Here is a 25,403-nt window from a genome sequence, read left to right as displayed (position 1 = left end):
TCTCAGACGTCAGCGACCTTGCGGCCCTTGTACTCGAGGTACAGCGGGGTGCCGGCTGCGTCTTCGACGACCTTGGCCTGGTGGGGGCGCGAGTACACAACGCGACCGTTCTCCACAGTCTTGACCAGGTTCGGAGCCTTGGCCTTCCACTGCGAACGACGGTGGCGGGTGTTGCTGCGCGACAATTTACGCTTCGGAACAGCCACGTCTAGCTCTCTTTCTTCTCTTCCAACAGATTCTTCAATGATGCGAACGGCGATTCGGATTCGTCCTCGTCCACCTCGAGGTCCTCCCCCAAGGTGTAGCTGAACTCCTCGCTCTCATCCCGCGAGGGATTGAACGGCAGAGCCATCACGACGGCGTCTCTGATCGCGGGCTCGAGGTCGAGCTGATCCCGGTCGATGACGTAGGAGTCTTCGTCCCCTTCGGCCTGCTCATAGACGTACATCTCCTGGATGTCCACATCTATAGGCAGCTCGATGGGTTCGAGCGTCCTCGCGTCTTCGCCGCGGGCCGTCGCCGAGACTGTGCCCGACACGTAGATTCCCTCCGACACACTCTCGAACATCAGCTCGAGCGTCAGTGGTGAACCTTGACCAACCCCGATCACTTCGATCTTGAGATCCGCTGGAGCCGACAAGGTGGTGTTCACCCGTTCCCACTCACCCGGATGACCGAGCAATCCCATGGATCTGAGATCATAGACGAATTCAGATCTGTCCTTCATGCCCTGTCCTCCTGGTGCGTTTGAGGATGTCGCTCCTGCGTTCACACGCGACTCACCATTCTAATCATTGTCAGCGGTCATTACCAATCGGTCTTCATCGGCCGTGCAGGTGTTCCTCGTCACCATCGTTCGTGATGATTGCGCCAGGTCACTGCCCCGGCGATGAGGAGCAGCGCTCCGGACATCGTGAACACGATCCCGGAGCCGGCGACGATCGTCAGCGCCGAGGCGGCCGAGGGGATCGCGACCTGGCTGAGTCGGTTGCCCGCCAGGCGGATCGAGAGCACCGCTGCCCGATTCTTCGCATCGGCCAGCGCGGACACCCACGACATGGTCAGCGGCTGGGTGAGCCCGAAGCAGAATCCCGCGACCGCGAGCAGCACCCCGAGCGTCCACGGTTGGCTGAACACGGGGATGAGGACGACGCTGATGCCGGCTATCGCCGAGGCGGTCCACAGCAGAGACAGGTCCCGCCACCTGGCCGTGAGGCTTCCGATGAAGAGCCGTGAGACCACCGAGGCCAGAGTGCGCAGGGCGAGCAGCCAGGTCACCGTAGTTACGGACAGTCCGTTCTGCTGCCCGATGAGCGGCAGGTAGGCGGTCATCAGATCGACGGCGGCGAGCGTGGCCATGGACGCGAAGATCGCCGGTTTCATCCCCCTGATCGACAGGAGCGCCCACGGCGTCTGCGCCCCTTCGGCGGCTTCGGCGCGGGAGACGTGCGGAGTCCTGCCGCGGAGCATGACGACCGCGGCGGCGATGAGGGTGAGCGCGGAGACCGCGGTCATGAACCACAGGGCGTTCGTGATGTGTGCCTGCCCGGAGGTCGCGTCGGCGACCATTCCAGCCAGGGGCAGTCCGATGGTCTGCCCGATCGAGACGCCGAGGGTGAGGTGGCCGAACTTCGATGTCATCTGGGCCGCCGGGAAGCTCTGCGGGATGAGCGCTTGGGAGGCGACCGTGGTCAGCAGCTGTCCGACGCCGAGGCTCATCGTGGCGACCAGCAGCACGCCGAGGTTGGGGGCCATGGCCGCGAGCGCGACGGGCAGGACGGACAGCACGGTTCCCGTCCACAGCACCGCGGTGGCGTACCCGCGGTCGACGAGGCGGCCGATGAAGAGGGCGGTGAGCAGTGGGACGAGCGAGTACACGGCCGTCATCAGGCCGAGGACGAACCCCGTTCCGCCGAGTTCGAGGGTGCGGTAGGAGATGAGGACGCGGACGCCGTTGTAGGTGGCGTGCGCGAGCACGGTATGGATGACGAGGCCGGGAAACCACGCCCGGTTGGCTGGAGTCGCCGCGCCCATCCCTCAGCGAGCGCCGTCGCCGGGGATGTCTCCCCGCAAAGCGTCGAGCACCGAGGTGGGGACGAGGCCTTCGATGTTCCCGCCGCCTCCGTGGACTTCCTTGATGAGTGAGGAGGAGACGTGTTCGAACTTCGGGTCGCCGGGGACGAAGATCGTCTCGAGCTCGGACAGGTGTTTGTTCATCAGCGCCATCGGCAGTTCGTAGGCGAAGTCGGTGCCCGAGCGCAGACCTTTGACGACGGCGGGGGCGCCGATTCTCGTGCAGTAGTCGACGAGGAGGCCCCCGGAGACGAGGTCGATCGTGATGTTCTGTGCGCCCCGAGTGCGTTCGTCCTCGGTCAGGGATCGACGGATGAGGTCTGCGCGGACCTCCGGGTCGAAGCGACCGGACTTCGAGGGATTGTGGACGACCGCCACGACAACCTCTTCGAACATCCGAGAGCTGCGGGCGATGATATCGAGATGACCCATGGTGATCGGGTCATAGGAACCGGGGCAGACGACCTTCATGCCCTCATCGTATCGTTCGGACGCTCACGCAGCTGCAGCCACTGATCGTCGGCGGGTGTCTCGTCGTCGTGGCCTTTGACCACCTGAGCTTCGAAACCGTCTTCGGGTCCGTGCAGACGCGAGGCCGCCTCGGCCATGATCCGGGCGACGATCGCCAGCGAACGGGGTTCGTCACCGGCGGCGACGGCCTCGGCGAGTTTGCGGTGGCTGTCGATGAGGTCGCACCGCACCTCGTAGCCGCGCTGATCGGACAGCGACAGCAGCCGGGTGTGGACCATCGAGACCTTCATGAGGTCGGTCAGCCGCGCCGATCCGGAGCACGCGACGATCGCGTGGTGGAAGTTGAGGTCGGCATCGCCGATCGTGCGCGCAACGTTCTCCTCGATGGCGTGTTCGAGCTCCCGCAGAGCCTGGCGAATCCGTGACATGGACCGCCCCTGCCGGACGATGAGCTTGACCGCCTGCGATTCGATCGCCTCGCGAACGGCGTAGACGTCGTCGATGTCTGCGGTGCGCATCCTCCTCACATGCACGCCCCGTCCGGGAGCATGCGTCATCACGCCTTCGCTGATGAGACGCTGCAGAGCCTCCCTCAAAGACGGTCGCGACACCTCGAGCAGCTCGGCCGTGCGCACCTCGTTGATCGACTGACCGGGCTCGAGCGAACCGGAGTAGATGGCGTTGCGGATCTGGTCGACGATGAGGTCGATCGTCGAAGCGCGGACCACTTTGCGCAGCACCGGGAGCTCGGAAGTCGGAGGATTCGTCACGGTCACGATCATATAACGTTGTCAGACAGTGTGACATTCGGACAACATGAGTATTGAATACTGTTCCAGAGACGCATGTCACGAGGATGTGTCGACGTTCAAGGAAGGAACAGCACATGAAACTCAAAGGACTGGCCGCCGCGACATCGATTCTCGCGCTGACGCTGACTCTCGGTGCCTGCGGCGGAAGCGACTCCGACGAGTCCGCTCTGCAGAAGGCCATCGACGAAGGAAAGATCTCCGTCGGCTTCGCCGGTGAAGCCCCGTACAGCTTCGAAGAGGGCGGCGAACTCCAAGGAGCGTCGGTCGCTCTGGCGAAAGCCGTGTTCAAGGAGCTCGGCGTCGAGGACGTCGAAGGCGTCAACACCGAGTTCGGCTCTCTCATCCCCGGCCTCAATGCCGATCGCTTCGATGCGATCTCGGCCGGCATGTCGATCCTGCCCGACCGCTGCGAACAGGCGTCCTTCGGTGACCCCGAGTTCATGTACACCACTGCCCTGATGACCAAGGAAGGCAAGCTCGACGGGATGAAGAATCTCGACGACGTCAAGGAGAAGGGCGTCAAGCTCGCCACCATGACCGGCGCCATCGAATCCGACTACGCCAAGGACCTCGGCATCAAGACCCAGCAGGTCGGCACCCCGCAGGACGGCATGGACGCCGTGACCACCGGTCGCGCCGATGTCTTCGCGCTCACCGCCATCTCGCTCAACTGGATGGCGAAGAACAGCGAGGACTCCGGTGTCGAGGTCAGCGATTCATTCGTCCAGGAGATCGACGGAGTGCCGCAGGTCGGTGCCGGTGCCACGGTCTTCCGCAGCGATGACGAGGAACTGCGCGACGAATGGAACAAGGGCCTGGAGAAGATCGTCTCCGACGAGAAGGCCTACCTCGACGTCGTCGGCGACTACGGATTCACGAAGGAAGAGCGCCCCGACGGTTCGATCACGACCGATCAGCTGTGCAAGGGCGAACTTCCCACCGCTGATTCCTGAGTCGGTTCTTCCCAAGCACCATGAATGACAATGTCACGACGTTGCTGAACTTCCTCCCACAGGTGTGGGAGGGAGTTCAGACAACCATCATCCTCACGGTCGCCGGCAGCATCGGTGCCGTCATCATCGCACTCATCCTCGGTCTGACGATGACTTCACCGAGCGCCTGGCTGCGCGTTCCGGCTCGCATCGTCGTCGAGTTCTTCCGCGGCACCTCGCTGCTCGTGCAGCTCTTCTGGCTGTTCTACGTTCTCCCGCTCCTCGGCGTCGATTTCGACCCCATGGCCTGCGGTGTCGCTGCTCTGGCACTGAACTACGGAGCCTATTCCGCCGAGGTGGTCCGCTCGTCGATCAAGACAGTGGCCCCCGGCCAGTGGGAGGCTGCGATCGCGCTGAGCCTCTCCCCCACCCGCCGCATGATCCGCGTGATCTTCCCGCAGGCGTGGGCACTGATGATTCCGTCCTTGGCGACGCTGCTCATCCAGCTGCTCAAGGGCACGGCGGTCGTCTCCTTCATCACGCTCTCCGACCTCACCGACAAGACCGAACAGCTGCGCCAGGCGACCGGCGACACGATGTTCGCCTATTCGATCAGCCTCCTCATCTACTTCGCACTGGCGTGGCTGCTCCAGGAATTCATGAACTTCCTCGAACGCAGGGCCACTGCCGCGCTGGGCCGCAAGCGCCCGAACTCGCGCACCGATCGTCGCGAGGCCAGGCGCACGGCCCGGGCCGATGCGGCACACACGAAGGCAGGTGACCTCTGATGTGGAATTGGGAATTCGCCGCCGAGGCGCTGCCGATCCTGCTCCGCGGGTTCGTCAACACTCTCATCGCCACCGTCGTCGGCACCGTCATCGCCGCGATCCTCGGCCTCATCCTGGCCGTTGCCATTCGCGGCCTGCCGCGCTGGATCAACTGGCTCGTCCGCCTCATCGTGGCGTTCATCCGCAACACTCCGCTGGTCGTCCAGCTGCTGTTCGTCTACTACGCGTTCGCCGACATTCCGGGTCTGGTCAATGTGCCTGCCCTCGTCATCGGCTTCATCGTCATCGGCATCCACTATTCGACGTACATGTCCGAAAGCTACCGAGCCGGTATCGACTCGGTGCCGCCGGGACAGTTCGAGGCCGCCACTGCGCTGTCGCTGCCGCCGGTGCGCACCTTCACCGCGATCGTGCTGCCCCAGGCGCTGCGGGCGACCATCCCGTCGCTGGGCAACTACGCTGTCGCGATGTTCAAGGACACCCCGTTCCTGTTCGCGATCTCCGTCGTCGAGCTCGTCACCGCGGCGAAGGAATTCGGCGGTTCGACCTTCGCCTACACGGAAGCCTTCACTCTGGCGGGAATCATCTTCCTCATCGCCAGCTACCCGACCTCACTGCTCATTCAGAGATTGGATCGACGCCTTGCCACCTACTGAGAACACCCCCACTGCACCATCCGCCTCGGCGACCCCGGCGATCGAGTTCAAAGACGTGGAAAAGAGCTTCGGGCCGACCACCGTGCTCAAGAACCTCAACTTCACGGTGGCTCCCGGCGAACGCGTCACCCTCATCGGGCCCAGCGGTTCGGGCAAGACGACGATCCTGCGCCTGGTGATGACCCTCGAAGAGCTCACCGGCGGATACATCTATGTCGACGGGAAGCCGCTGACCTTCGAGGAGCGCGACGGCAAACGCGTCGAGCTGCCGAAGAAGCGCACGCGTGAGATGACCACGCGCATCGGGATGGTCTTCCAGCAGTTCAACCTGTTCCCGAACATGACAGCGCTCGAGAACATCATCGAAGCTCCCGTCCATGTACTCGGCAAGTCCAAGGCCGACGCGAGCAAGGAGGCCAAGGAGCTGCTCGAACGCGTGGGCCTGGCTGACAAGGCCGATGCTCATCCGACCCGCCTCTCCGGCGGTCAGCAGCAGCGTGTGGCGATCGCCCGTGCGCTGGCGATGAGCCCGGAGATCCTCCTCCTCGACGAGGTCACCTCGGCGCTCGACCCCGAGCTCGTCGGTGACGTGCTCGGAGTGCTGCGCGATATCGCCGAGACCACGGACATCACGATGCTTCTGGTCACGCATGAGATGCAGTTCGCCCGCGATGTCTCTCACCGAGTGATGATGTTCGACAGCGGTCAGGTGCTCGAAGAGGGTCCGCCGGACCAGATCTTCAACAACCCGCAGCACGAGCGCACCCGTTCGTTCCTCTCCAGCGTGCTCTAGTCCTCCGCGGCTGCCACAGCGTCGGACTCCCCGACGAGCTGGACGAAGTGGATCGCGGTCTCGCCGAAGGTCTTCGCCCGGAAGACTTCCAGTCCGTCCGGCATCGTCGGCTCCGGCGAGCGCGCGGCGCGTTCGACGACGACGATGGACTCCATGTCCAGGTGCGTGCTCAGACGACTGAGGATCTGCGTGACCGCGTCCTCACCCAACGGGTAGGGCGGGTCCATGAACACGAGGTCGAAGACCCGTGACTCCGGGTGACTGGGTCCGGGCAGTCCGGACAGGAAGTGGAGCACATCCCCGGCGTGGACCGTCGCGGAATGGTCGAGGCCGAGCTTGTCCGCGTTGGACTCCAGCGCCCGCAGCGAGGCCAGAGAGGAATCGACGAAATCGACTTGCGCCGCGCCCCGGGACATCGCTTCGAAGCCGAGACCGCCGGAACCGGCGAATAGGTCGAGGACGTTCGCGGCCTGCAGCACTCCGTAGCCGTCGAGCATGGAGAACAGTGACTCCTTGACCCGGTCGGACGTCGGCCGGGTGTTCGCCCCCGACGGGGAGGTCAGTCTGGCCCCTTTGTGTGCTCCGGCGATGATCCTCATGTCTGCCTCCTCAGCCTGCCTCGATGAAGTGGGCGTCGTCCTCGGGCAGGACGCGCCTGATGAAGGCCTTGAGCGCAGGCACCGCTTCAAGAGTCGGGTCGATGGCCACGATCTGCTCGGCGATCGTCTTCGCTTCGGCCACGATCTCGGAGTCGCGGAGGATCGACAGATGCCGCAGTGAGGATCCGCCCCACTGGGACCCGCTGAGCACATCGCCTTCGCCGCGGGCATCGAGGTCGTATTCGGCCAGGGCGAACCCGTCCAGAGTCTCAGCCACTGCCTGCAGCCTCCCGTAGCTCTCGTCCGTCTCGCTCATTTCGGTGAGCAGGAAGCACAAGGCCGAGCTGCCGTCACGGCCGACGCGTCCGCGCAGCTGGTGCAGCTGAGCGACGCCGAAGTTCTCGGCTTCGATGATGACCATCATCGTCGCCCGTGCGACGTCGACGCCGACCTCGATGACCGTCGTCGAGACGAGGATCTCGATATCGCCCCTGCCGAAGTCCGCGAGCACCCGGTCCTTCTCCGCGGCGGACATCCGCCCGTGCAGCAGGCCGAACTTCTTGTCGGAGAGCTCCGGGGTCTCCTGCAGCTTCCGCGTGATGTCTTCGATGCCCTGCTTCTGACCGAGCACCTCCCCGGATTCCGGATCTTCGATGTCCATCGGTTCGATCCGCGGGAAGACGACGAAGACTCCCCTCCCGTCCTCGACGGTCTGCCGCATGAGCTCCCGCACCCGGGCATACCAGTTCGGTTGGTCGACGATCGGCACCACATGCGTGGCGATGTCCTTCGGGCCCGCCGGCATCTCGTCGAGCGTCGAGATATCGAGGTCGGCGAAGACCGTCATCGCCACCGTGCGCGGAATCGGAGTCGCCGACATCACGAGGGTATGCGGGGTCGTCTCTCCGCCCTTGGCGCGCATCGCCTCACGCTGTTCGACACCGAAGCGGTGCTGCTCGTCGACGACGATGAGACCGAGGTCGGCGAACATCGTCGACGCCGACAGCAGCGCATGTGTGCCGACGACGATGTCGATGTTCCCGGTGACGAGGTCGAGGGCGAGTTCACGACGGTCCTTCGCAGGCATCGACCCGGTCATCAGAGCCACCGTCACCTGATCGTCGTCGGAGAGCAGCGGCGACAGCGCCATCTGTTCGTCGAGGAGGCTCTGGATGGAATGGAAATGCTGAGCGGCGAGCACCTCGGTGGGGGCGAGCATGGCGGCCTGGGCGCCGGAGTCGACCGCGGTGAGCATGGCCCGCAGAGCCACGAGGGTCTTACCGGAGCCGACGTCACCGTGCAGGAGCCGGTGCATCGGCCGATCGGCGGCCATGTCCTCGGCGATCTCCTCGCCGACCCGGACCTGGGAGACAGTGAGAGTGAAGGGCAGGTCGTCATCGAAGCGGCGGCTCTTCGCCCCTTGGGTGAGCAGCGGTGTCGCCTTCTCCGCGGCCAGGGTCGCCTTGCGGGAGGCGAATTCGGTCTGCAGGGCGAGCGCTTCCTCCCACTTCCACCGCAGCCGGGCCCGTTCGACATCCTCGATCTTCCGCGGCCGGTGCATGTCCTCGAGCGCGGTGCGCAGATCCGGCAGTTCGTGGGCCTCCCGCAGCCCTTTCGGCAGCGGGTCCTCGAACTCTTCGTCTCCGGCGACGGTGAGCAGGGTCTTGATCGAACTCCACAGCCGGGACTGAGCGATGCCTTTGACGGCGGGGTAGATGGGGAACGGGGAATTGAGGTCCTCGGGAGTCCATTCGTGGTCATCCTCGGTGCGGTTGAGCCACACCGGTGACGCCAGGGTCAGCTGCCCGCGGAACGATTCGACCTTGCCGCCGAAGACGACGGTCAGCCCCGGCTTCAGCGACTTCTCCAACCAATACTGGTTGAAGAACGCGATCTTCATCGACTGCTTCCCGTCGTGGACGATGACCTCGGTGATGGTGCCTTTCCGCTGCTTCATCCGCCGCGTCTCCACCCGGATGACTTCGGCCTGGATGATGGCGGTCTCTCCCAGAGGCAGTTCGCCGAGTTCCGTGCGCTCCCCGGGCACGAGGTAGCGCCGGGGGAAGAAGCGGAGTAAATCAGTGACCGTATACACCCCGCGTTTGGCCAGGTGAGTGCGGTCGGCCTTGCGGAAGTTGTCTTCGAGCCGGGTCGTCATTCGACCCCCATGATCACGAGCACCCCGGGGTCTCTGGCATCGATGTCCTGGAAGTGGACGGTCCCATGCGACTTCTGGATCCAGTCCCGCAGATGGTCGAGCACCTCCGGTGCGCAGTCGGGTCCGTGGACGACGGTGAGCAGCTCACCCCCGGCCCCGAGCAGCCGATCGGCGAGCTTCTCGACCAAGGTCCGCAGCTCCGTGCTCTGAGTCTTCGCTCTGCCCTCGATGAATACGCGGTAGAACTGCGCCGGATGAGTCGCCACAGCCGTGCCCAGACCAGAGCCCGTGCCCTGCCCCGAACCTGCACCAGCCGCCGCGCGGCCTTCCCCGTCCTCGTGGACGACGGGCAGCATCCCTGTCGGCGGGTCGGAGGCGAGCTGATCGGCCGAATAGATCGTGCCCACCCTGGTGCCCGCGGCCGCTTCGGTCATGTCCGCAAAGATCTCCCCCGCCGGTGCGAAGGGATCGTAGACGGCCAGGGCCGAGAGCAGGGTGGCGACGTTGCGGGAGCGCACGACATGCGCGCCCAGCCCGGTCAGGGACTTCAGCGCCGAGGTGGAGCTGGGGATGACGATGACCGCCCGGTCCTCGGCGGCGATGAGTTCGGACATCGTCTCAAACAGGTCCCCCACCTCCGGGGTCAGCGCCGTGGCTCCGTTGAGCGCGGTGTGCATGAGCAGTCCCGTGCCCTTGACCAGGGCGATGAGCTTCGTCTCGCCCTCCTCCTCGTGCATGCGCAGGTCTTCCATATCGAGCCGAGCGATCCCAAACTCGCCGAGGCGGTCGATGACGGTCGCGGCGGTCGCTTCGTCGGCGACGTGGACGTGGACCTTGGCCGCGTTGATGACGATGGAGGTCCCGCCGAGGCGGTCGAGTTCGTCGCCGAGCGAGTCGGTGGGTTCGGTGGCGAGGACGGCGACGATCTCGAGTTCGTCGGCGGTGGCTTCGTGGATGATCTTCGGTGCGCGGGCCACCTCGGCGAGCATCGAATCCTGCGGTGTGCGGCCGGTGACGGTGGCGTAGAGGAGGTCGAAGAGTTCGACGATTCCCGTCGATCCGGCGTCGACGACCTCGGCCTCGCGCAGCACCGTGAGCTGTCCGGTGGTCTCACGCAGGGCGGATCGGGAGCGTTCCCGCACGGCCGCGATGACGTCGATCAGGGAGGCTCCGTCGTCGGCTTGCTCACGGGCCTCGGTGGCCATGGCGTCGAGCACAGTGAGCATGGTGCCGTCGACGGGTCGGGCGACGGCGGCCCGGGCCCGGTCGGACGCGGTCTCCAGGGCGGTGGCCATGGCGTCGGCGGTGGCCACGGTGACTCCGGCCAGGGCATCGGCGACTCCCTGCAGAGCGACGGCGAGGATGAGTCCGGAGTTGCCGCGAGCGCCGCGTCCGGCTCCGGCGGCCAGTGCCGCGACGACCTGGGGGAGGGTGACGGGTCCGGTGAGCTCTTCCACGGCGAGGTAGGCGGCACGCAGGGTGTGGTACATGTTCGTGCCGGTGTCGCCGTCGGGGACGGGGAAGACGTTGAGCTCGTCGATCTCGGTGCGCTCCTTGCGCAGCCGGTCGACGGCGCGGCGGGCCCAGCGTGCGGCCAGACGACCGTTGAGGCTGATGGCGTTGCTCATGTCACTTCCCGAAATGGCTGAAACCGCTCGCCGGCACGGGTGTGCCGTCGAGGCTGACATCGTGTCCGGTGCGGACCCGTCCGATTCTCCGCCAGCCTACTCCAGGGGACTGACGCGACGGCGCAGACGCGGCGAAACCGTGGTCCTCTCCCCCGTCCAGGACCCAGGACAGGGCCAGATCCTCCGCTGTCGCAGCCGTCCCATTCGCTGACCGCGCATCGAGCACGAATTCGGCCGCCGGCAGCAGCGGGTCGATGAGGTCGGCCAGCAGAGCCCTATCGAGCTCGATGCCCACCCCCGAGGCGGTCGCCACCCGGGCGAGGTCGAGGCTGAGTCCGTCGGAGACGTCGATCATCGCAGACGCCCCGATCACACGCAGTGCACCGTAGTCCGGCCGTGGGGCCAATTGAGTCTCGATGAGGGGACGCAGTTCCGGGCCGGCGGTCTCGCGTCGCAATCCGGCGAAGAGCAGGTCGAGTCCGGCGGCTGCCCGTCCGACCGTCCCGGCCAGATAGAGAGAATCCCCGGGCTGGGCGCCGGAGCGCAGAATCGCGGAACCCTCCGGCACCGTTCCGAGTGCGGTGATGGCGATGACGATGAGTTTGGATGACGACAGATCGCCCCCGATGATCGGCACCGTGCATTCCAGCGCGGCACCTGTCCGCTCGGCTTCGTCGAAGAGCCCGGAGTACAGCGCTTCGAGGTCGGCGATATCAGTGTCATCCGGTATGGCCAGGGACACGAGCAGTCCGTGCGGGACCGCGCCCATGGCGCAGACATCGGCAAGATTCTGGGCCGCGGCCTTGACCCCGAGCTTCTGCCAGTCCAACCACTCGCGAGTGAAGTCCTCGTTCTCCACGAGCATGTCCGCGGTCGAGACGAGTCGCCCCTCCGGTGCGGTCACGGCTGCGTCGTCCCCGGGCCCGACGATCACGTGCGTGCTGCTGGGATTGCGGCCCAGCACGCGGGAGATGATGTGCGATTCGCCAAGTTCGGACAGTCGGGTCATGGCTCCAGGTTATCGGGCGATACGGTAGTCCTATGAGATCTCGCCCTGCTTCGACGCGCCGCAGCGCTCGGCCCGCGCACCGTCGTCGTTCTCTCGCCTTCGTCGCTCTGGCCACGGTGCTCACCGGTCTGGCAGTGACCGGGTGTTCGCGCACCGTCATCGTCGAACCGGCCAAGGACGCGGCGAATCCGAAGTGTGCCGACATCCTGCTCACCCTGCCCGATGAGATCTCGGGTGAGAAGGCACGCACGACCTCCTCACAGGGCACGAAGGCCTGGGGGGATCCCAACGTCGCGGTGCTGCGCTGCGGAGTCACTCCTCCCGGCCCGACGACGGATCAGTGCGTGAGCGTCTCCGGGGTCGATTGGATCTCGAAGCCGGTCGAGGACGATGATTCGACGTGGAGGTTCACCAGCTACGGCCGCACTCCTGCCGTCGAGGTGCTCGTCAACCGCAAGGCCGAGTCAGGCAACGATGTGCTCGCCGCGGTCTCACCGACCCTGTCGAAGCTCCCGCCGGAGAACGAGTGCGTCGGAGCCGAGGACATCGCCGGCTAGAGGGCCCGTTGGAGACGCGGCTGCTCCGCGGACTCGCTTGCTCCGCGGCCCGCGCGCCTACTTCGCGCGGGCGTGGTCGATCAGGGCGATCGAGATGAGTTCGCCGATGAGTTCGGAATACTCGAGTCCCGACTGCGCCCACATGAACGGATACGCCGAGGTGGGGGTGAACCCGGGCAGGGTGTTGAGTTCGTTGATGACGACCTCGCCGGTGTCCGTGACGAAGGTGTCGACGCGGGCCAGACCGGTGCAGTCGAAGAGACGGAACACCGAGGCGGCCAGCTCCCGAACCCGGGCGGTCACCGTCTCGTCGAGATCGGCGGGGCAGGTGACCTCGGCATCGGCGAGGTCGAGGTACTTCGCGTCGAAATCATAGAAGGAGTGGTCGCCGCTGACCCGGATCTCTCCGGGAGAGGACACTCGCAGCTCCGAGTCATAGACGGAACCGAGCACGGCGCATTCGACCTCACGGCCGCTGACCTCGGGTTCGACGATGACTTTGGAGTCGTGCTCGAAGGCGCCGAGCAGGGCTGCTTCGAGGTCGGCCGCCTCGGCGACCCGGCTGACTCCCATGGACGATCCGGCACGGGCGGGTTTGACGAACACGGGCAGGCCGAGCGCGGCCACTCGCCTCTCCGCCTCCGCGCGGTCTGCGGCCCACATCGTCTCGGTCACGAGCTCCCACGGGCAGGTGGGGATTCCGGCGTGGGCCATGAGTGACTTCGTATAGTGCTTGTCCATGCTCGCTGCGGAGGAGAACACACCGGAGCCGACGAACGCGGTGTCGCTGAGTTCGAACAGTCCCTGCAGCGTTCCGTCCTCACCGAAGCGGCCGTGCAGGAGTGGGAAGAATACATCGACCGCACCCAGTTCGGTGTATGTGCCCTCGGCATCGCGCCGCAGCAGCGGTGACCCGTCGGCGGAGACCGGAGGGATCACCTCGGTGCCGTTGTCCGTGACCTCAGGCATATTGTCCGGGTCGAAGCGCATGCTCGCCCAGTCGTCGACGACCCGCCACACACCGGTCTTCGTGATGCCGATCGGCAGTACGTCGAAGGCATCGGCGTCGATGGCACCGATCACACCGGCCGCGGTGACGCAGCTGACGGAGTGCTCGCTCGAACGGCCTCCGAAGAGGACTGCGACAAGGGGCCGGTGATCGTTGTCTGCCATGAGTTTCCTTGCTGAAGTGGTACTCCCGTGCCCTCGGACCGGACACGGGTGCGCACAGCTGGTCAGGTGTGCGCGGACTGAAAGACTTTAGCTCACTTGGCCTCGTACGTGCATTCCAGCCACGCCCGGCCGATGCCCTTGAAGAACATGTTGAAGCCGGCGAAGGCAGGTGTTGCGGATTCGTCGATGCCCAGCGGTTCGGCCAGAGCGGTGACGATGAAGAAGTAGCGGTGCGGTCCATGGCCCTCCGGTGGGGCGGCACCGACGAAGCGGGGTTCGCCGGCGTCGTTGCGCAGGGTCACGGCTCCGCTGGGCAGGAGGTCGGCGGCCGGGTCGCCGGCGTTGGTCTCGAGGCTCGTCACCGAGGCGTCGAGGTCCGTGACGACCCAGTGCCAGAAGCCCGAACCGGTGGGAGCGTCGGGGTCGTAGCAGGTCACGGCGAAGGCCTTGGTCTCTTCGGGGAACCCGGACCAGGACAGCTGCGGAGAGACGTCCTCACCGCCGGGCACGCCCATGGCGCCGGAGAGCTGGGGGCCGGTGAGCACCCCACCGTCTTCGATGTCGGTGCTCGTCAGCGTGAAGGTGGGAAGTTCGGGAAGATTGAAGAACGGTGAGTTGGCGCTCATGAGTACTCCTAGGTTTCCAGCGGGTGCCTGAGATTCGATGTGGCTCAGGCAGGTGGTCCTTCGTGCTTACGCTTCCGAGACAACAGCAATCCGGCGAGTTCGTCAACCTGCAGTTTTCCGCTGAGAACCGCACAGACCGCCTCGGTGATGGGGAGGTCGACGCCGTTGAGTCGACCCAGGGCGAGGACGGCGGGAGCGGATTTCACGCCTTCGGCCGTCTGTGAAGTGTGGGCGATGACGTCCTCGAGGCTCATCCCCTCACCGAGGTGGCGCCCGAAGGTGCGATTGCGCGACAGGGGCGAGGCGCAGGTGGCCACGAGGTCGCCGAGCCCGGCGAGTCCCGACAGGGTGTGCGCCTCGGCGCCCATGGCCGCGGCCAGGCGAGAGGTTTCGGCGAGCCCGCGGGTGATGATCGACGCCTTCGAATTGTCGCCGAGCTTCTGTCCGTCGGCGATGCCTACAGACAAGGCGATGATGTTCTTGATCGCTCCGCCGATCTCGACGCCGACGACGTCGGTGTTCGTATACGGGCGGAAGTACGCGTTCGCGCTGATCTCCGCGACCACCTCGGCGGTGGTGATGTCGGAGGACGCGACGACGGTGGCGGTGGGCTGCCGGTCGGCGATCTCACGCGCCAGGTTGGGTCCGGAGACGACGGCGATCTGGGATTCGTCGACCTCGGCAACCTCGGCGATGACCTCGGACATGCGTTTGCCGGTGTCGACTTCGATGCCCTTCATCAGGCTCACGAGCTTCACACCCTCACGCAGATGCGGCTTCCACCGGGTGAGGTTCTCCCGCAGGGTCTGGGCGGGGACGGCGAGGACGATGACGTCGGCGTCGGTGACGGCGGCGATGTCGTCATCGGTGGCACTGAGCAGCTCGGGCAGGTCCCGATCGCCGAGGTAGCGCTCGTTCGTATGGGAGGTGTTGATCTCCTCGGCGACCTCGGGGCGGCGGGCCCAGAGAGTGACGGGGAACCCGGCGTCGGCGATGACCGCGGCGTAGGTCGTCCCCCACGATCCGGCTCCGAGGACTGCGATCTTATCCACGCTCATTCGTCCGTCTCCTCAGTCGCGAATCGGGTCGGCAGCTCACGGCCGGAGAGGTCGGCGACCATGGCCGCGATCGTGTTCTTCAGCCGGTGGGAGAGCTCCCCCATAGTCGACTTCTCATTCCGGTGGGGCCACAGGTCCGAGTAGTCCAGGGCGGGCCCGAACTCGACGACGCAGTCGTGGCTGAAGGGCCTGAAGCACAGACGCTTCTTGTCCCCGCGCGGGTAGATCTCGTTCAGCCCCCAGTGGGCGACGGGGATGATCGGCGCTCCGGTCTCCAGCGCCAGGCGGGCGGTGCCGGTCTTGAAGTGCTGGGGCCAGAAGTCCGGATCCTTCGTCAGCGTGCCCTCGGGGTAGATGACGACGGTCTCGCCCTTAGCCAGGGCCTGCTTCGCATACGCCAAGGAGTCGCCTGCCTGCGCCGAGGCACGGAGGACGGGGATCTGACCGACGCGTTTGAGGATCGTGCCGAGGATGCCCGTGAACAGGGTGGACTTCGCGAGGAAGTGCGGCAATCGGCCGTTGCGCTTCAGCGCGAGGCCCACGAGGATCGGGTCGAGGTGGTTCGCATGGTACGCGGCGACGATCATGCCCTCCCCCTCGGGCGGGAGGTTGCCCAGGCCCTTCACACGGATCTTCGTGGCCGTGCGCATCAGGCCGTAGGCGGCCGTGGCTGCGACGGTGCCGGCCCGGTTCTGCGACCGCACCGAGGCGGGGTCGAAGGAGACGAGTGCGTGATCGACCACGTCCGCTTCGCGTCCGGGACCGTGGTCGGCCCTCATGCAGACACCTCGGCGCCGAGGCCGATGAGTTTGTCGAGGAAGTTCTCGTATCCGCGGTTGATCAGCTCGATGCCGTGGACTTCGCTCGTGCCCTGGGCGGCGAGTGCGGCGATGAGGTGGCTGAAGCCGCCGCGCAGATCGGGAACGTCGATGCGGGTGCCCTTGAGGTCGGTGGGTCCCGACACGACCGCCGAATGCTGGTAGTTCATCCGTCCGAAGCGGCAGGGGGTGCCGCCGAGGCATTCGCGGTAGAGCTGGATCTGCGCACCCATATCGCGCAGGGCGTCGGTGAAGCCGAACCGGTTCTCATACACGGTCTCGTGGATGATCGACAGACCTTCGGCCTGGGTCATCGCGACGACCAGCGGCTGCTGCCAGTCGGTCATGAAGCCGGGGTGGACGTCGGTCTCGAGAGCGAAGGATCGGAGTTTGCCGCCGGGGTGGCGGAAGCGGATGCCGTTCTCCTGCACATCGAATTCGCCGCCGATCTTGCGGAACACGTTGAGGAACGTGATGAGCTCCGGCTGGCTGGCGCCTTCGACGAAGATGTCTCCGCCGGTGGCCAGTGCCGCCGAGGCCCAGGATGCGGTCTCGTTGCGGTCGGGCAGGGCACGGTGGATGAACCCGCGGAGGGTGTCGACGCCCTCGATGCGCACCACGCGGTCGGTGTCGACGGTGATGATCGCGCCCATCTTCTGCAGCAGCGCGATGAGGTCCATGATCTCCGGTTCGATGGCCGCTCCCCGCAGCTCGGTCACACCTTCGGCGCGGACCGCGGTCAGCAGCACCTGCTCGGTGGCTCCGACGGAGGGGTAGGGCAGTTCGACCTTGGTGCCCTTCAGGCGGCTGTGCGCCTTGAGCATGATGCCGCCGGGGGTCTTGTCGACCTCGGCTCCGAACTTGCGGAGCACATCGAGGTGGAAGTTGATGGGGCGGTCGCCGATATGGCAGCCGCCGAGGTCGGGGATGAACGCCTGACCGAGGCTGTGCAGGAGAGGTCCGCAGAAGAGGATCGGGATGCGGGAGGATCCGGCGTGGGCGTCGATGTCGACGATGGAGCCCTGAGCCACATCGGCCGGGTCGAGGTGGAGTTCGCCGTCGGGCTGGTCCCCGTCGGGGCCGGAGGTGACGCGGACTCCGTGGAGTTCGAGGAGTCCGGTGACGATCTCGACATCGCGGATGTTGGGCACGCCGCGCAGCACGGACGGGGTCTCACCGAGCAGAGAGGCCACCATCGCCTTGGGCACCAGGTTCTTGGCGCCGCGGACTCGGACGGTGCCGTCCAGCGGATTTCCCCCACGTACTTCGAGCATGTTCCTCCCTGATTCCGATGATCGGATCCGGGCGGGATGCCACCCGGAGACGGTGCCCCACGATTGCTGCGGGCACCGTCCTAGACTAACCCAGCCGACGGTATCCCACCGATTCGCCTAGGCGGCCCACCGTCACGTCCGGACGTGTGACGGTGGGCATCCTCGGCGAGTGTGGATCGGTGCGGGTGGGCCGGCTTAGGCGAGGGTCAGACCTTGGCGGGCAGGGTCGTCGGCTTGAAGGCGAAGCGGGAGGATTCGTAGGCGACGATCTCGTCTTCCTTGGCCAGGGTGAGACTGATGTCGTCGTGGCCTTCGAGCAGGCGCCAGCGCGTGTAGTCGTCGATCTGGAAGGACACGGTGACGGTGTCGCACGTCACGGTCTTCTCGTTCAGGTCGACGGTGATCGAGGTGCCGGGATGGTTCTCGAGGATCTTCCAGATGAGTTCGATGTCGGCCTGTTCGAGCTGGGCGGCCAGCAGGCCCTCCTTGCCGGAGTTGCCGCGGAAGATATCGCCGAAGCGGGAGGACAGGACGACCCGGAAGCCGTAGTCCTTGAGCGCCCAGACGGCGTGTTCGCGGGAGGAGCCGGTGCCGAAGTCGGGGCCGGCGACGAGGACGGAGCCGGATGCGAAATCGGGGTCGTTGAGGACGAAGTCGTTGTTGGTTCGCCAGCGGTAGAACAGGGCGTCCTCGAAGCCGGTGCGGGTGACCCGTTTGAGGAACTTCGCGGGGATGATCTGGTCGGTGTCGATATTGGATCGGCGCAGAGGAACGCCGATGCCGGTGTGGGTGGTGAAAGCTTCCATGGCTCGTCCTCCTTATCAGTCGTTCGCCGAGACGGGTGTCAGGTTGAGGGACAGGCGATTGTCGGCCCATTCCACGGGTTCGGCATCCCGCGGCAGGTCCGCGACGTCGCCCGGTGACGACAGCGTGCCGCGCACCGCGGTGGCCGCGGCCACGAGCGGCGAGACGAGGTGGGTGCGACCGCCCTTGCCCTGGCGGCCCTCGAAGTTGCGGTTCGAGGTCGAGGCGCAGCGTTCGCCTTCGGCCAGCTGGTCCGGGTTCATCCCTAGGCACATCGAGCAGCCGGCGAAGCGCCATTCGCCGCCGAAATCCTTGAAGATGACGTCGAGGCCTTCTTCTTCGGCCTGGAGGCGGACCTTCGCGGAGCCGGGGACAACCATGAAGCGGACGTTGTCGGCCTTCTTGCGTCCGCGGACCACCTCGGCGGCGGCCCGGAGATCTTCGATCCGGGAGTTCGTGCAGGACCCGAGGAAGACGGTGTCGACTTCGATCTCGCGCAGCGGCGTGCCCGGGGTCAGACCCATATAGGCCAGCGCATTGGCGGCGGCGGCCTTGTCGTTCTCGTCGGTGAAGTCGTCGGGGCTGGGCACGCTCGCCGACAGCGGCAGGCCCTGGCCGGGGTTCGTTCCCCAGGTGACGAAGGGTTCGATGTCTTCGGCCTTGAGGACCACCTCGGCGTCGAATTGCGCGCCTTCGTCGGTGTAGAGGGTCTTCCAGTACTCGACGGCGGCGTCCCAGTCTTCGCCTTCGGGGGCGTGGGGGCGGCCCTTGACGTACTCGAAGGTCGTCTCGTCGGGGGCGACCATTCCGGCGCGGGCACCGGCTTCGATCGACATATTGCAGATCGTCATCCGGGCTTCCATGGACAGCTGGCGGATGGCCGAGCCGCGGTATTCGAGCACGTAGCCCTGTCCCCCGCCCGTGCCGATCTTCGCGATGATGGCGAGGATGATGTCCTTGGCGCTCGAGCCTTCGGGCAGGTCGCCGTCGACGGTGATCGACATCGTCTTGAAGGGCTTGAGGCTGAGCGTCTGCGTGGCGAGCACGTGTTCGACCTCGGAGGTGCCGATGCCGAAGGCGAGCGCTCCGAAGGCGCCGTGGGTGGAGGTGTGCGAATCGCCGCAGACGACCGTGGTGCCCGGCTGGGTCAGGCCCAGCTGCGGTCCCACGACGTGGACGATGCCCTGGTCGGCGTCGCCGAGGCTGTGCAGGCGGATGCCGAATTCCTCGGCGTTCTTGCGCAGGGTGTTGATCTGCGTGGCCGAGGTCGGTTCGGCGATCGGCTTGTCGATGTCCCAGGTCGGGGTGTTGTGGTCCTCGGTGGCGATGGTGAGGTCGGGGCGGCGCACGGGGCGCCCGGCGAGTCGGAGTCCGTCGAAGGCCTGCGGGCTGGTCACCTCGTGGACGAGGTGGAGGTCGATGTAGATAAGGTCCGGCGCACCGTCAGCACCAAGTGAGACGACGTGATCGGCCCAGACCTTCTCGGCCAATGTGCGTGGCATGGTTCCTCCCGCCGGTGCAGGGATCTCTGCACCCGATGTAGACCTGACGGGCCGAGGTACGGCGCGTCGATGAACTGCGATGTGTGCACTGGAGTGAGTGCGTATTCGAAATCTACTCGGCCGTATCGCAATGCGAACTTGCATCTCGCCCACTGAGACGCGCACAATGGTGCCTATGACAAGCATAGGTAGCGGCGTCGGGGTCATCGACAAGGCCGCAATGGTTCTCTCCGCACTTGAGGCCGGACCCGCCTCTCTCGCCGAATTGGTGACGCTGACCGGACTGGCACGCCCCACTGCCCACCGCCTGGCTGTTGCCCTCGAATTCCACCGCATCGTCGGTCGCGACCTGCAGGGACGTTTCGTCCTCGGGCCGCGCCTGGCCGAACTGTCGTCGGCCGCCGGCGAGGACCGCCTGTTGGCCGCGGCCGGGCCGGTGCTCGGTCAGCTGCGCGATCAGACGGGCGAGTCCGCTCAGCTCTTCCGCCGTCAGGGCGATCTGCGTCTGTGCGTGGCCGCGGCCGAGCGCCCCGTAGGGCTGCGCGACTCCGTGCCGATCGGTGCGACGCTGTCGATGCGCGCCGGCTCTGCGGCTCAGGTGCTGCTGGCCTGGGAGGAACCGGACCGCCTGCACACGGGTCTGCGGGGTGCCCGGTTCTCCGCGACCATGCTCTCCGGGGTGCGTCGCCGAGGCTGGGCCCAGTCCATCGCCGAACGCGAACGGGGCGTCGCCTCGGTGTCGGCTCCCGTGCGCGGGCCGAGCAATCGGGTGGTCGCGGCCGTTTCGATCTCCGGACCGGTCGACCGGCTCACCCGACAGCCCGGTCGCCTGCACGCGAAGTCGGTCATCGACGCAGCGCGTGCTCTGACCGAGGCACTCGTGCGCGGCTGAGTCCGACTCTGCTCCCATCGCGCCTCGCCCAGCGGCGAACGGTCTGACCGCGGGCCCGGAGGATCATCCCTCCGGGCCCGCGGTCGTGCATCGCCCGTCGGCCCGGCCTCCGGGGCTTGTACGATGGCTCCATGATCGCCGCTCAGAGACGCAACATCATCGTCGATACGATCGAGAGAGACGGCGCCGTCTCCATCGCCTCCCTGTCGGAGAAGCTCGATACTTCGGCCGTGACCATTCGCCGTGACCTCGATCAGCTCGCAGAGGAGGGCAGACTCATCCGCACCCATGGCGGTGCGGTCCTCGCCTCGAGCGCGCGGGAGTCGAGCTATGCGGAGAAGCTCGAGCAGGCGCTGGCCGAGAAGTCGGCGATCGCTCGCGCTGCGGCGACGCAGGTGCGCAACGGCGATGTCGTGGCCCTCGGGCCGGGAACGACGACAGAGCTGTTGGCCAAGCAGCTCGTGACGCGTTCGGGTCTGCGCGTGGTGACGAATTCGCTGCTCGTCGCCGAGGCCATGGTCTCCTCCCCCGACAACGAGGTCATCGTCGTCGGCGGACTGCTGCGCCATTCGATCCGGGCCTTCGTCGGCGGCGGCACGGTGTCTCAGCTGCTCGGCCTGCGTGCCGACACCGTCTTCCTCTCCGGGAACGGACTGGCCGCGGACTTCGGCCTGTCGACGCCGGCGTTCCCCGTCGCCGATACGGATCGGGCCATGGCCGCCGGGGCAGGGCGCGTGACCGCGCTCGTCGATCATACGAAGGTGGGCCTCCGCTCATCGGTGCTCACCGTTCCGACCGAGCAGATCCAGCAGCTCATAACCGATTCGAAGAGCGAGGAATCCGAACTCGCTTCCCTGCGCGAGGCGGGCGTCGAGGTCGAGGTCGTCTGACTCTCGCCAGCAAACGATCAGAACTGTTCAGCTTCGATCACTAGCGATCAGGCTCACAATCCTCTAAAGTGTCCACTCGGGTGTCTTACACCACACGCAGCCATGCACTGACGCATTACGAAGCGATGCACTGACGCATATGGAGGAACCTTGGAAGCAATCCGCTTGGACGCACAGTGGATCGACTATCTGCTGATAGCGATCTACTTCATCTTCGTCCTCGGCATCGGTTGGTTCGCCAAGCGCGGGATCTCCTCGAGCATCGAGTTCCTCCTCTCCGGAAGGAGCCTGCCTGCTTGGGTCACGGCTCTCGCGTTCGTCTCGGCCAACCTCGGCGCCGTGGAGATCATGGGCATGTCCGCCACGGGTGCCCAGTACGGCATGCCGACGATGCACTACTTCTGGATCGGCGCGGTCCCGGCGATGCTGTTCCTCGGCGGAGACGTCGCCGACGAAGGCGCCCATTGCGGCCTCCGAACCGGCGAGGAACTTCAGCTTGTTCTCCGCTCGGCGGGGGCTCGTGATCTCGAGGTGGAGCCAGTCGGCGCGGCGGTCGGCACTGTTGACCGGCGCCTGGTGCCAGGCCGCGATATACGGTGTGGGACTCGGGTAGAGGCCGTCGATGCGGCGCAGCACCTCCGGATAGACGCGAGCCAGATCGTCACGCTCGGACTCGTCGAGCTCGTCGACGCTTCCCACCTGGCGGCGCGGAACGAGGTGGACCTCGATCGGCCAGCGGGCCGCGAAGGGCACGAAGGCGGAGAAGTGATCGGTCTCAAAGATCATTCGCTCCCCTGCCTCGCGTTCGAAGGCGAGCACATCGCCGAGCAGCGGCCGACCGGTCCGGCGCAGGTGTTCACGCGCCCGGGCCGAGGTGATCGCGGTGTGCGGGGTGACATAGGGGTAAGCATAGATCTGACCGTGCGGGTGGTTCATCGTCACCCCGATCTCCTCCCCGCGGTTCTCGAACATGAAGACCTGTTCGATGCCCGGCAGGGCAGAGAGTTCGGCGGTCCGATCGGCCCACGCGTCGATGACGGTGCGGGCGCGTGCGGTGCCCAGGCATGCGAAGGAACCCGTGTGCTCCGAGGAGAAGACGACGACTTCGCAGCGACCGTATCCCGGTCCCGACAGCGCAGAGGTCACGGTTTCGACGGAGTCCGCGGCCGCCTCGGCGAAGGTGGTGTCCACGCTCTGAGCGGACGGAACATCACCGAGGCCGGGACCCAGGGAGGGGAATCGGTTCTCGAAGACGGCGACGTCGAAGTCCACGGCCGGGATCTCTGTGGGACGATCCGGCGTCGACGGGCACAGCGGACATTCGGCGGCGGCGGGCAGGTGGGTGCGGGTCTGCCGGTGCGTGGCCACGGCGACCCATTCGCCGGTGAGAACATCGAAGCGCAGGGTTCCGCTGTCTGGTCGCGAATCGTGCGGCCGAGGGTCGGCGGCGATCGTCGGCGCAGGTGAGTCGAGGTCCTGGAAGAACAGGATCTCACGACCATCGGACAGGTTCGCCCGGCGATGCGACGCTGGCATCTGACCTCCCAAAAATTATCATTTTAGATCATAATGCTAACATCCGGCGGCTGAGATGCGCGTGGACGGCGTAGAATATCTGCAACTGTTCTTCCCGCGCTCGAGCACCCTGGAGACCCATGACCGCCACGATCGAACTCGCCTGCGACGAGTCAGCGGCGGTCATCTCCTCCATCGGCGCGAGCCTGGTTCGCTTCAGCGTCGGCGATCGTCCGGTCGTGGTGCCGATGAACGCCTTCGACGGAGCCGTGCTCGCGCCATGGCCGAATCGAATCGATGGGGGTCGTTACGACTTCGCCGGAGACAGCCACCGGCTGCCGATCACCGAACCCGAGCGGGATGCTGCACTGCATGGCCTCGTCGCCGATGTGCCGTGGTCCGTGGTCGAGCGCACCGAGTCGACGGTCAGTCTCGAATACACGCTGGAGCCGACCGAGGGATATCCGTTCGCGTTCGATCTGCAGGTGGATTTCGAACTCGCCGAGGCGGAGCTGCGCATGCGCGCACGCGCCCTGAACACGGGATCGGCTCCCGCACCGTTCGGTTTCGGATTTCATCCGTGGCTCTCGGCCGGGGATGGTGAGCTCGTCGACGAGGCTCAGCTCGTCATTCCCACTGCGCACTGGCACGAGACCGATGAGCGGCTCATCCCCACGGCTGTTCGCCCCTTCGATGACGGCACTGCAGTCCCGGCCGATCATGCCTCCGATGATTCCGCATGCATGGTGTGCAAGGACTTCCGGGCGCTGCGCCTCATCGGCGGAACGATCCTCGATGATGCGTACGGCTCACCTCGGCGCGGGGACGACGGGTGGTCTCGAGCACGGCTGAAGGGTGCCGATCTGCGCGAGGTCGTCGTCGGGATGGGTCCCGGTTTCCGCACCTGGCAGGTGTGCACGGGCGACGGCCTCGATGAGGATCTGGCTCGTCGGGCGATTGCGATCGAGCCGATGACGTGCCCTCCGAATGCGTTCGCCGCCGGCGAGGCCGGAGAGGACTTCGACGTCATCGCCACCGGTGACGAGCTTGCCGTCGAGTGGAGCGTCGCCCTCACTGAGGCAGACGTCGCTTCGCCTTCCCTCCCAGAATGACAGTCACCCTGCCGCGAGTCGGCGCATGCTGATAGGTTGCAACTACAGGCAGATATCAGGCGAGCGTGCCCTGCCCTGGGTGCGTTCCATTCTCGAAGGGGACACCATGTCGACACCGCAGAACCCGAACGACCCGAACAGCAGCTCGGCTGAGCAGAACCTCGACGGCCAGAACCCCGGCGCGAGCGACCAGCCGGAGAGTGCCCAGTCCGCGTCGGACCAGTCGGCGCAGAATCCTCAGAACTCCCAGTTCCAGCCCGGCCAGGATGCGCAGTTCCAGTCCGATCAGCCCACCTATCAGCAGGGCACCTATGATCCCAATGCCTATCAGGCACAGGGTCAGCAGTACCAGCAGGGCGGGTATTCGCAGCCCGGTGCCTATCAGCAGGATCCCTATCAGCAGGACGCTTACTCGCAGAACGCGGCGCAACAGCAGGCTTATGGTCAGCCCGCCTATGGTCAGCCAGCGTATGGTCAGGCTCCGCAGTCGACACCCCAGCAGGCCGGGTTCTTCAAGTCGCTGTTCGACATCCGCTTCGACAACTTCATCGCGGTGAAGTGGGCGGGCTTCATCTACATCATCGCGATCGTAGTCGCGGTCCTGTCCTACCTCGGGACCATCATCGCCGGCATCACCACGGGAATCGCAGCAGGTACGGCCTCGGCATATATGACCGGCGGCCCGAGCTTCAGCATCTGGCCGCTGCTGATCGCCATCATCTTCGGTTGGATCATTCCGGCGCTGTGGGTGATCGGCGTCCGTCTCGTGCTCGAGCTCATCGTATCCAACATCAAGACGGCCGAGCACACGAAGCGCATCGCCGATTCAGTCAGCCGCTGAGGCGACTACGGCACTGTTTGAGTCAGAAAGCACTGTGCGAAACAGGTGCTTTCTGACTCAGACAGTGCCGTTCCCAGCTGCCCCCAATGCAGGCGCGGGAAAACGCCCGTGAATTAGAGTGAGCCCCGCACCGAAATTCGATGCGGGGCTCAACCGTACCCCCGAGCAGATTCGAACTGCCGTTACCGCCTTGAGAGGGCGGCGTCCTAGGCCACTAGACGACGGGGGCCAGAACAACACTCCTGGACTGATCCAGACTGTGTCCGCTGGGCTACCAGGACTTGAACCTAGACTAAATGAACCAGAATCACTCGTGCTGCCAATTACACCATAGCCCAATGTTTTTCAAGGTCATCCCCGAGGAGATTTCCCTGAGCAACGAGATATAACTCTACACAAGCACCCCGCCTCCCGACAAATCC

Annotated in this window: 25 protein-coding genes, 2 tRNA genes and 2 pseudogenes; 10 read left to right on the top strand and 19 right to left on the bottom strand. The window is 65.7% G+C overall.

From position 1 onward, the window contains the following. Window positions 1-2: 2 nt before the first annotated feature. The 5 genes from rpmF to BI49514_RS04345 form a co-directional block, all read right to left on the bottom strand. Window positions 3-206 (bottom strand): 50S ribosomal protein L32, encoded by a 204-nt coding sequence (gene rpmF / locus BI49514_RS04365; protein WP_025777330.1) that lies wholly within the window; start codon window positions 204-206, stop codon window positions 3-5. 2 nt (window positions 207-208) lie between these two features. Next, window positions 209-772 (bottom strand): YceD family protein, encoded by a 564-nt coding sequence (locus BI49514_RS04360; protein ID WP_244195150.1) that lies wholly within the window; start codon window positions 770-772, stop codon window positions 209-211. A 74-nt stretch (window positions 773-846) separates the two neighbouring features. After that, window positions 847-2,034, bottom strand: coding sequence for an MFS transporter (locus BI49514_RS04355; RefSeq protein WP_101544596.1), 1,188 nt, complete (start codon window positions 2,032-2,034; stop codon window positions 847-849). A 3-nt stretch (window positions 2,035-2,037) separates the two neighbouring features. Next, entirely contained in the window at window positions 2,038-2,544 is a 507-nt protein-coding gene (gene coaD / locus BI49514_RS04350) for a pantetheine-phosphate adenylyltransferase (protein WP_101544594.1), read from the bottom strand. Beyond that, window positions 2,541-3,314 (bottom strand): GntR family transcriptional regulator, encoded by a 774-nt coding sequence (locus BI49514_RS04345; protein WP_101544691.1) that lies wholly within the window; start codon window positions 3,312-3,314, stop codon window positions 2,541-2,543. Before BI49514_RS04345 ends, coaD begins: the two co-directional genes overlap by 4 nt. 116 nt (window positions 3,315-3,430) lie before the next feature. On the opposite strand from BI49514_RS04345, the gene ehuB reads away from it, so the two are divergent. The 4 genes from ehuB to ehuA are packed head-to-tail and all read left to right on the top strand — an operon-like array spanning window position 3,431 to window position 6,525. Next, a complete protein-coding gene (gene ehuB / locus BI49514_RS04340; RefSeq protein WP_101544591.1) occupies window positions 3,431-4,309 on the top strand; it encodes an ectoine/hydroxyectoine ABC transporter substrate-binding protein EhuB in 879 nt (292 codons plus the stop codon). A 20-nt stretch (window positions 4,310-4,329) separates the two neighbouring features. Then, window positions 4,330-5,076 (top strand): ectoine/hydroxyectoine ABC transporter permease subunit EhuC, encoded by a 747-nt coding sequence (gene ehuC, locus BI49514_RS04335; protein WP_101544589.1) that lies wholly within the window; start codon window positions 4,330-4,332, stop codon window positions 5,074-5,076. After that, on the top strand, window positions 5,076-5,732 hold the full coding sequence (gene ehuD / locus BI49514_RS04330) for an ectoine/hydroxyectoine ABC transporter permease subunit EhuD (RefSeq protein WP_101544587.1): 657 nt from the start codon (window positions 5,076-5,078) through the stop codon (window positions 5,730-5,732). The genes ehuC and ehuD overlap by 1 nt, the downstream gene beginning before the upstream one ends. Further along, the gene (gene ehuA, locus BI49514_RS04325; protein WP_101544585.1) at window positions 5,719-6,525 is read left to right on the top strand and encodes an ectoine/hydroxyectoine ABC transporter ATP-binding protein EhuA; all 807 of its coding nucleotides are present in this window, start codon (window positions 5,719-5,721) and stop codon (window positions 6,523-6,525) included. Before ehuD ends, ehuA begins: the two co-directional genes overlap by 14 nt. Here the strand turns inward: ehuA and rsmD are convergent. The 4 genes from rsmD to thiL are packed head-to-tail and all read right to left on the bottom strand — an operon-like array spanning window position 6,522 to window position 11,919. Continuing rightward, entirely contained in the window at window positions 6,522-7,124 is a 603-nt protein-coding gene (gene rsmD, locus BI49514_RS04320; protein ID WP_101544583.1) for a 16S rRNA (guanine(966)-N(2))-methyltransferase RsmD, read from the bottom strand. The genes ehuA and rsmD overlap by 4 nt on opposite strands. 10 nt (window positions 7,125-7,134) lie before the next feature. After that, window positions 7,135-9,282 carry an ATP-dependent DNA helicase RecG gene (locus BI49514_RS04315; RefSeq protein WP_101544582.1) on the bottom strand — a complete coding sequence of 716 codons (2,148 nt, stop codon included), beginning with the start codon at window positions 9,280-9,282 and terminating at the stop codon, window positions 7,135-7,137. Next, window positions 9,279-10,910, bottom strand: a complete 1,632-nt coding sequence (locus BI49514_RS04310) for a DAK2 domain-containing protein (RefSeq protein ID WP_101544580.1) — start codon at window positions 10,908-10,910, stop codon at window positions 9,279-9,281. Before BI49514_RS04310 ends, BI49514_RS04315 begins: the two co-directional genes overlap by 4 nt. 1 nt (window position 10,911) lies before the next feature. Then, the gene (gene thiL / locus BI49514_RS04305; RefSeq protein WP_101544578.1) at window positions 10,912-11,919 is read right to left on the bottom strand and encodes a thiamine-phosphate kinase; all 1,008 of its coding nucleotides are present in this window, start codon (window positions 11,917-11,919) and stop codon (window positions 10,912-10,914) included. Window positions 11,920-11,951: 32 nt separating this feature from the next. Between thiL and BI49514_RS04300 the strand changes: the two genes are divergently transcribed. Further along, window positions 11,952-12,476, top strand: a complete 525-nt coding sequence (locus BI49514_RS04300) for a DUF3515 domain-containing protein (RefSeq protein WP_101544577.1) — start codon at window positions 11,952-11,954, stop codon at window positions 12,474-12,476. A gap of 57 nt (window positions 12,477-12,533) precedes the next feature. Here the strand turns inward: BI49514_RS04300 and BI49514_RS04295 are convergent, their stop codons facing one another. The 7 genes from BI49514_RS04295 to leuC all read right to left on the bottom strand — a co-directional run bounded on the left by BI49514_RS04295 (window position 12,534) and on the right by leuC (window position 19,731). Next, a complete protein-coding gene (locus tag BI49514_RS04295) occupies window positions 12,534-13,649 on the bottom strand; it encodes a D-alanine--D-alanine ligase family protein (protein ID WP_101544575.1) in 1,116 nt (371 codons plus the stop codon). Window positions 13,650-13,741: 92 nt separating this feature from the next. Continuing rightward, complete coding sequence (locus tag BI49514_RS04290; RefSeq protein ID WP_101544574.1) at window positions 13,742-14,275, bottom strand: YbhB/YbcL family Raf kinase inhibitor-like protein; 534 nt, start codon at window positions 14,273-14,275, stop codon at window positions 13,742-13,744. Window positions 14,276-14,319: 44 nt separating this feature from the next. Further along, window positions 14,320-15,333, bottom strand: a complete 1,014-nt coding sequence (locus tag BI49514_RS04285) for an NAD(P)H-dependent glycerol-3-phosphate dehydrogenase (RefSeq protein ID WP_101544572.1) — start codon at window positions 15,331-15,333, stop codon at window positions 14,320-14,322. Beyond that, on the bottom strand, window positions 15,330-16,112 hold the full coding sequence (locus BI49514_RS04280; RefSeq protein ID WP_101544571.1) for a lysophospholipid acyltransferase family protein: 783 nt from the start codon (window positions 16,110-16,112) through the stop codon (window positions 15,330-15,332). The genes BI49514_RS04285 and BI49514_RS04280 overlap by 4 nt, the downstream gene beginning before the upstream one ends. Continuing rightward, on the bottom strand, window positions 16,109-17,425 hold the full coding sequence (gene murA / locus BI49514_RS04275) for a UDP-N-acetylglucosamine 1-carboxyvinyltransferase (RefSeq protein ID WP_101544570.1): 1,317 nt from the start codon (window positions 17,423-17,425) through the stop codon (window positions 16,109-16,111). Before murA ends, BI49514_RS04280 begins: the two co-directional genes overlap by 4 nt. 206 nt (window positions 17,426-17,631) lie before the next feature. Beyond that, window positions 17,632-18,231 carry a 3-isopropylmalate dehydratase small subunit gene (gene leuD / locus BI49514_RS04270; protein ID WP_101544568.1) on the bottom strand — a complete coding sequence of 200 codons (600 nt, stop codon included), beginning with the start codon at window positions 18,229-18,231 and terminating at the stop codon, window positions 17,632-17,634. Between the two features lie 15 nt (window positions 18,232-18,246). Further along, window positions 18,247-19,731 (bottom strand): 3-isopropylmalate dehydratase large subunit, encoded by a 1,485-nt coding sequence (leuC, locus tag BI49514_RS04265; protein ID WP_101544567.1) that lies wholly within the window; start codon window positions 19,729-19,731, stop codon window positions 18,247-18,249. 175 nt (window positions 19,732-19,906) lie between these two features. Between leuC and BI49514_RS04260 the strand changes: the two genes are divergently transcribed. From BI49514_RS04260 to BI49514_RS16870, 3 genes and pseudogenes are all read left to right on the top strand, one after another. After that, window positions 19,907-20,623 carry an IclR family transcriptional regulator gene (locus BI49514_RS04260; protein ID WP_101544565.1) on the top strand — a complete coding sequence of 239 codons (717 nt, stop codon included), beginning with the start codon at window positions 19,907-19,909 and terminating at the stop codon, window positions 20,621-20,623. 131 nt (window positions 20,624-20,754) lie between these two features. After that, entirely contained in the window at window positions 20,755-21,513 is a 759-nt protein-coding gene (locus tag BI49514_RS04255) for a DeoR/GlpR family DNA-binding transcription regulator (RefSeq protein WP_101544564.1), read from the top strand. A 150-nt stretch (window positions 21,514-21,663) separates the two neighbouring features. Beyond that, a pseudogene (locus tag BI49514_RS16870) lies at window positions 21,664-21,951 on the top strand (sodium:solute symporter family transporter); the annotation flags it as partial. 9 nt (window positions 21,952-21,960) lie between these two features. On the opposite strand, the pseudogene galT reads toward BI49514_RS16870, so the two are convergent. Next, window positions 21,961-23,049 (bottom strand): annotated as a pseudogene (gene galT, locus BI49514_RS04250) (galactose-1-phosphate uridylyltransferase); the annotation flags it as partial. Between the two features lie 119 nt (window positions 23,050-23,168). Here galT and BI49514_RS04245 point away from each other — a divergent pair. Both BI49514_RS04245 and BI49514_RS04240 read left to right on the top strand, forming a co-directional pair. Continuing rightward, window positions 23,169-24,140, top strand: a complete 972-nt coding sequence (locus BI49514_RS04245) for an aldose 1-epimerase family protein (protein ID WP_101544561.1) — start codon at window positions 23,169-23,171, stop codon at window positions 24,138-24,140. Between the two features lie 106 nt (window positions 24,141-24,246). Beyond that, on the top strand, window positions 24,247-24,981 hold the full coding sequence (locus BI49514_RS04240) for a DUF4282 domain-containing protein (protein WP_101544560.1): 735 nt from the start codon (window positions 24,247-24,249) through the stop codon (window positions 24,979-24,981). Window positions 24,982-25,137: 156 nt separating this feature from the next. On the opposite strand, the gene BI49514_RS04235 is transcribed toward BI49514_RS04240, so the two are convergent. Both BI49514_RS04235 and BI49514_RS04230 read right to left on the bottom strand, forming a co-directional pair. Continuing rightward, window positions 25,138-25,210: transfer RNA gene (locus tag BI49514_RS04235), tRNA-Glu, on the bottom strand. Between the two features lie 37 nt (window positions 25,211-25,247). Beyond that, window positions 25,248-25,319: transfer RNA gene (locus BI49514_RS04230), tRNA-Gln, on the bottom strand. Between the last annotated feature and the right edge of the window lie 84 nt (window positions 25,320-25,403).

This window comes from Brevibacterium iodinum ATCC 49514 (assembly GCF_900169265.1).
Taxonomy (GTDB): domain Bacteria; phylum Actinomycetota; class Actinomycetes; order Actinomycetales; family Brevibacteriaceae; genus Brevibacterium; species Brevibacterium iodinum.
This window is presented reverse-complemented; position numbering and strand designations above follow the sequence as displayed.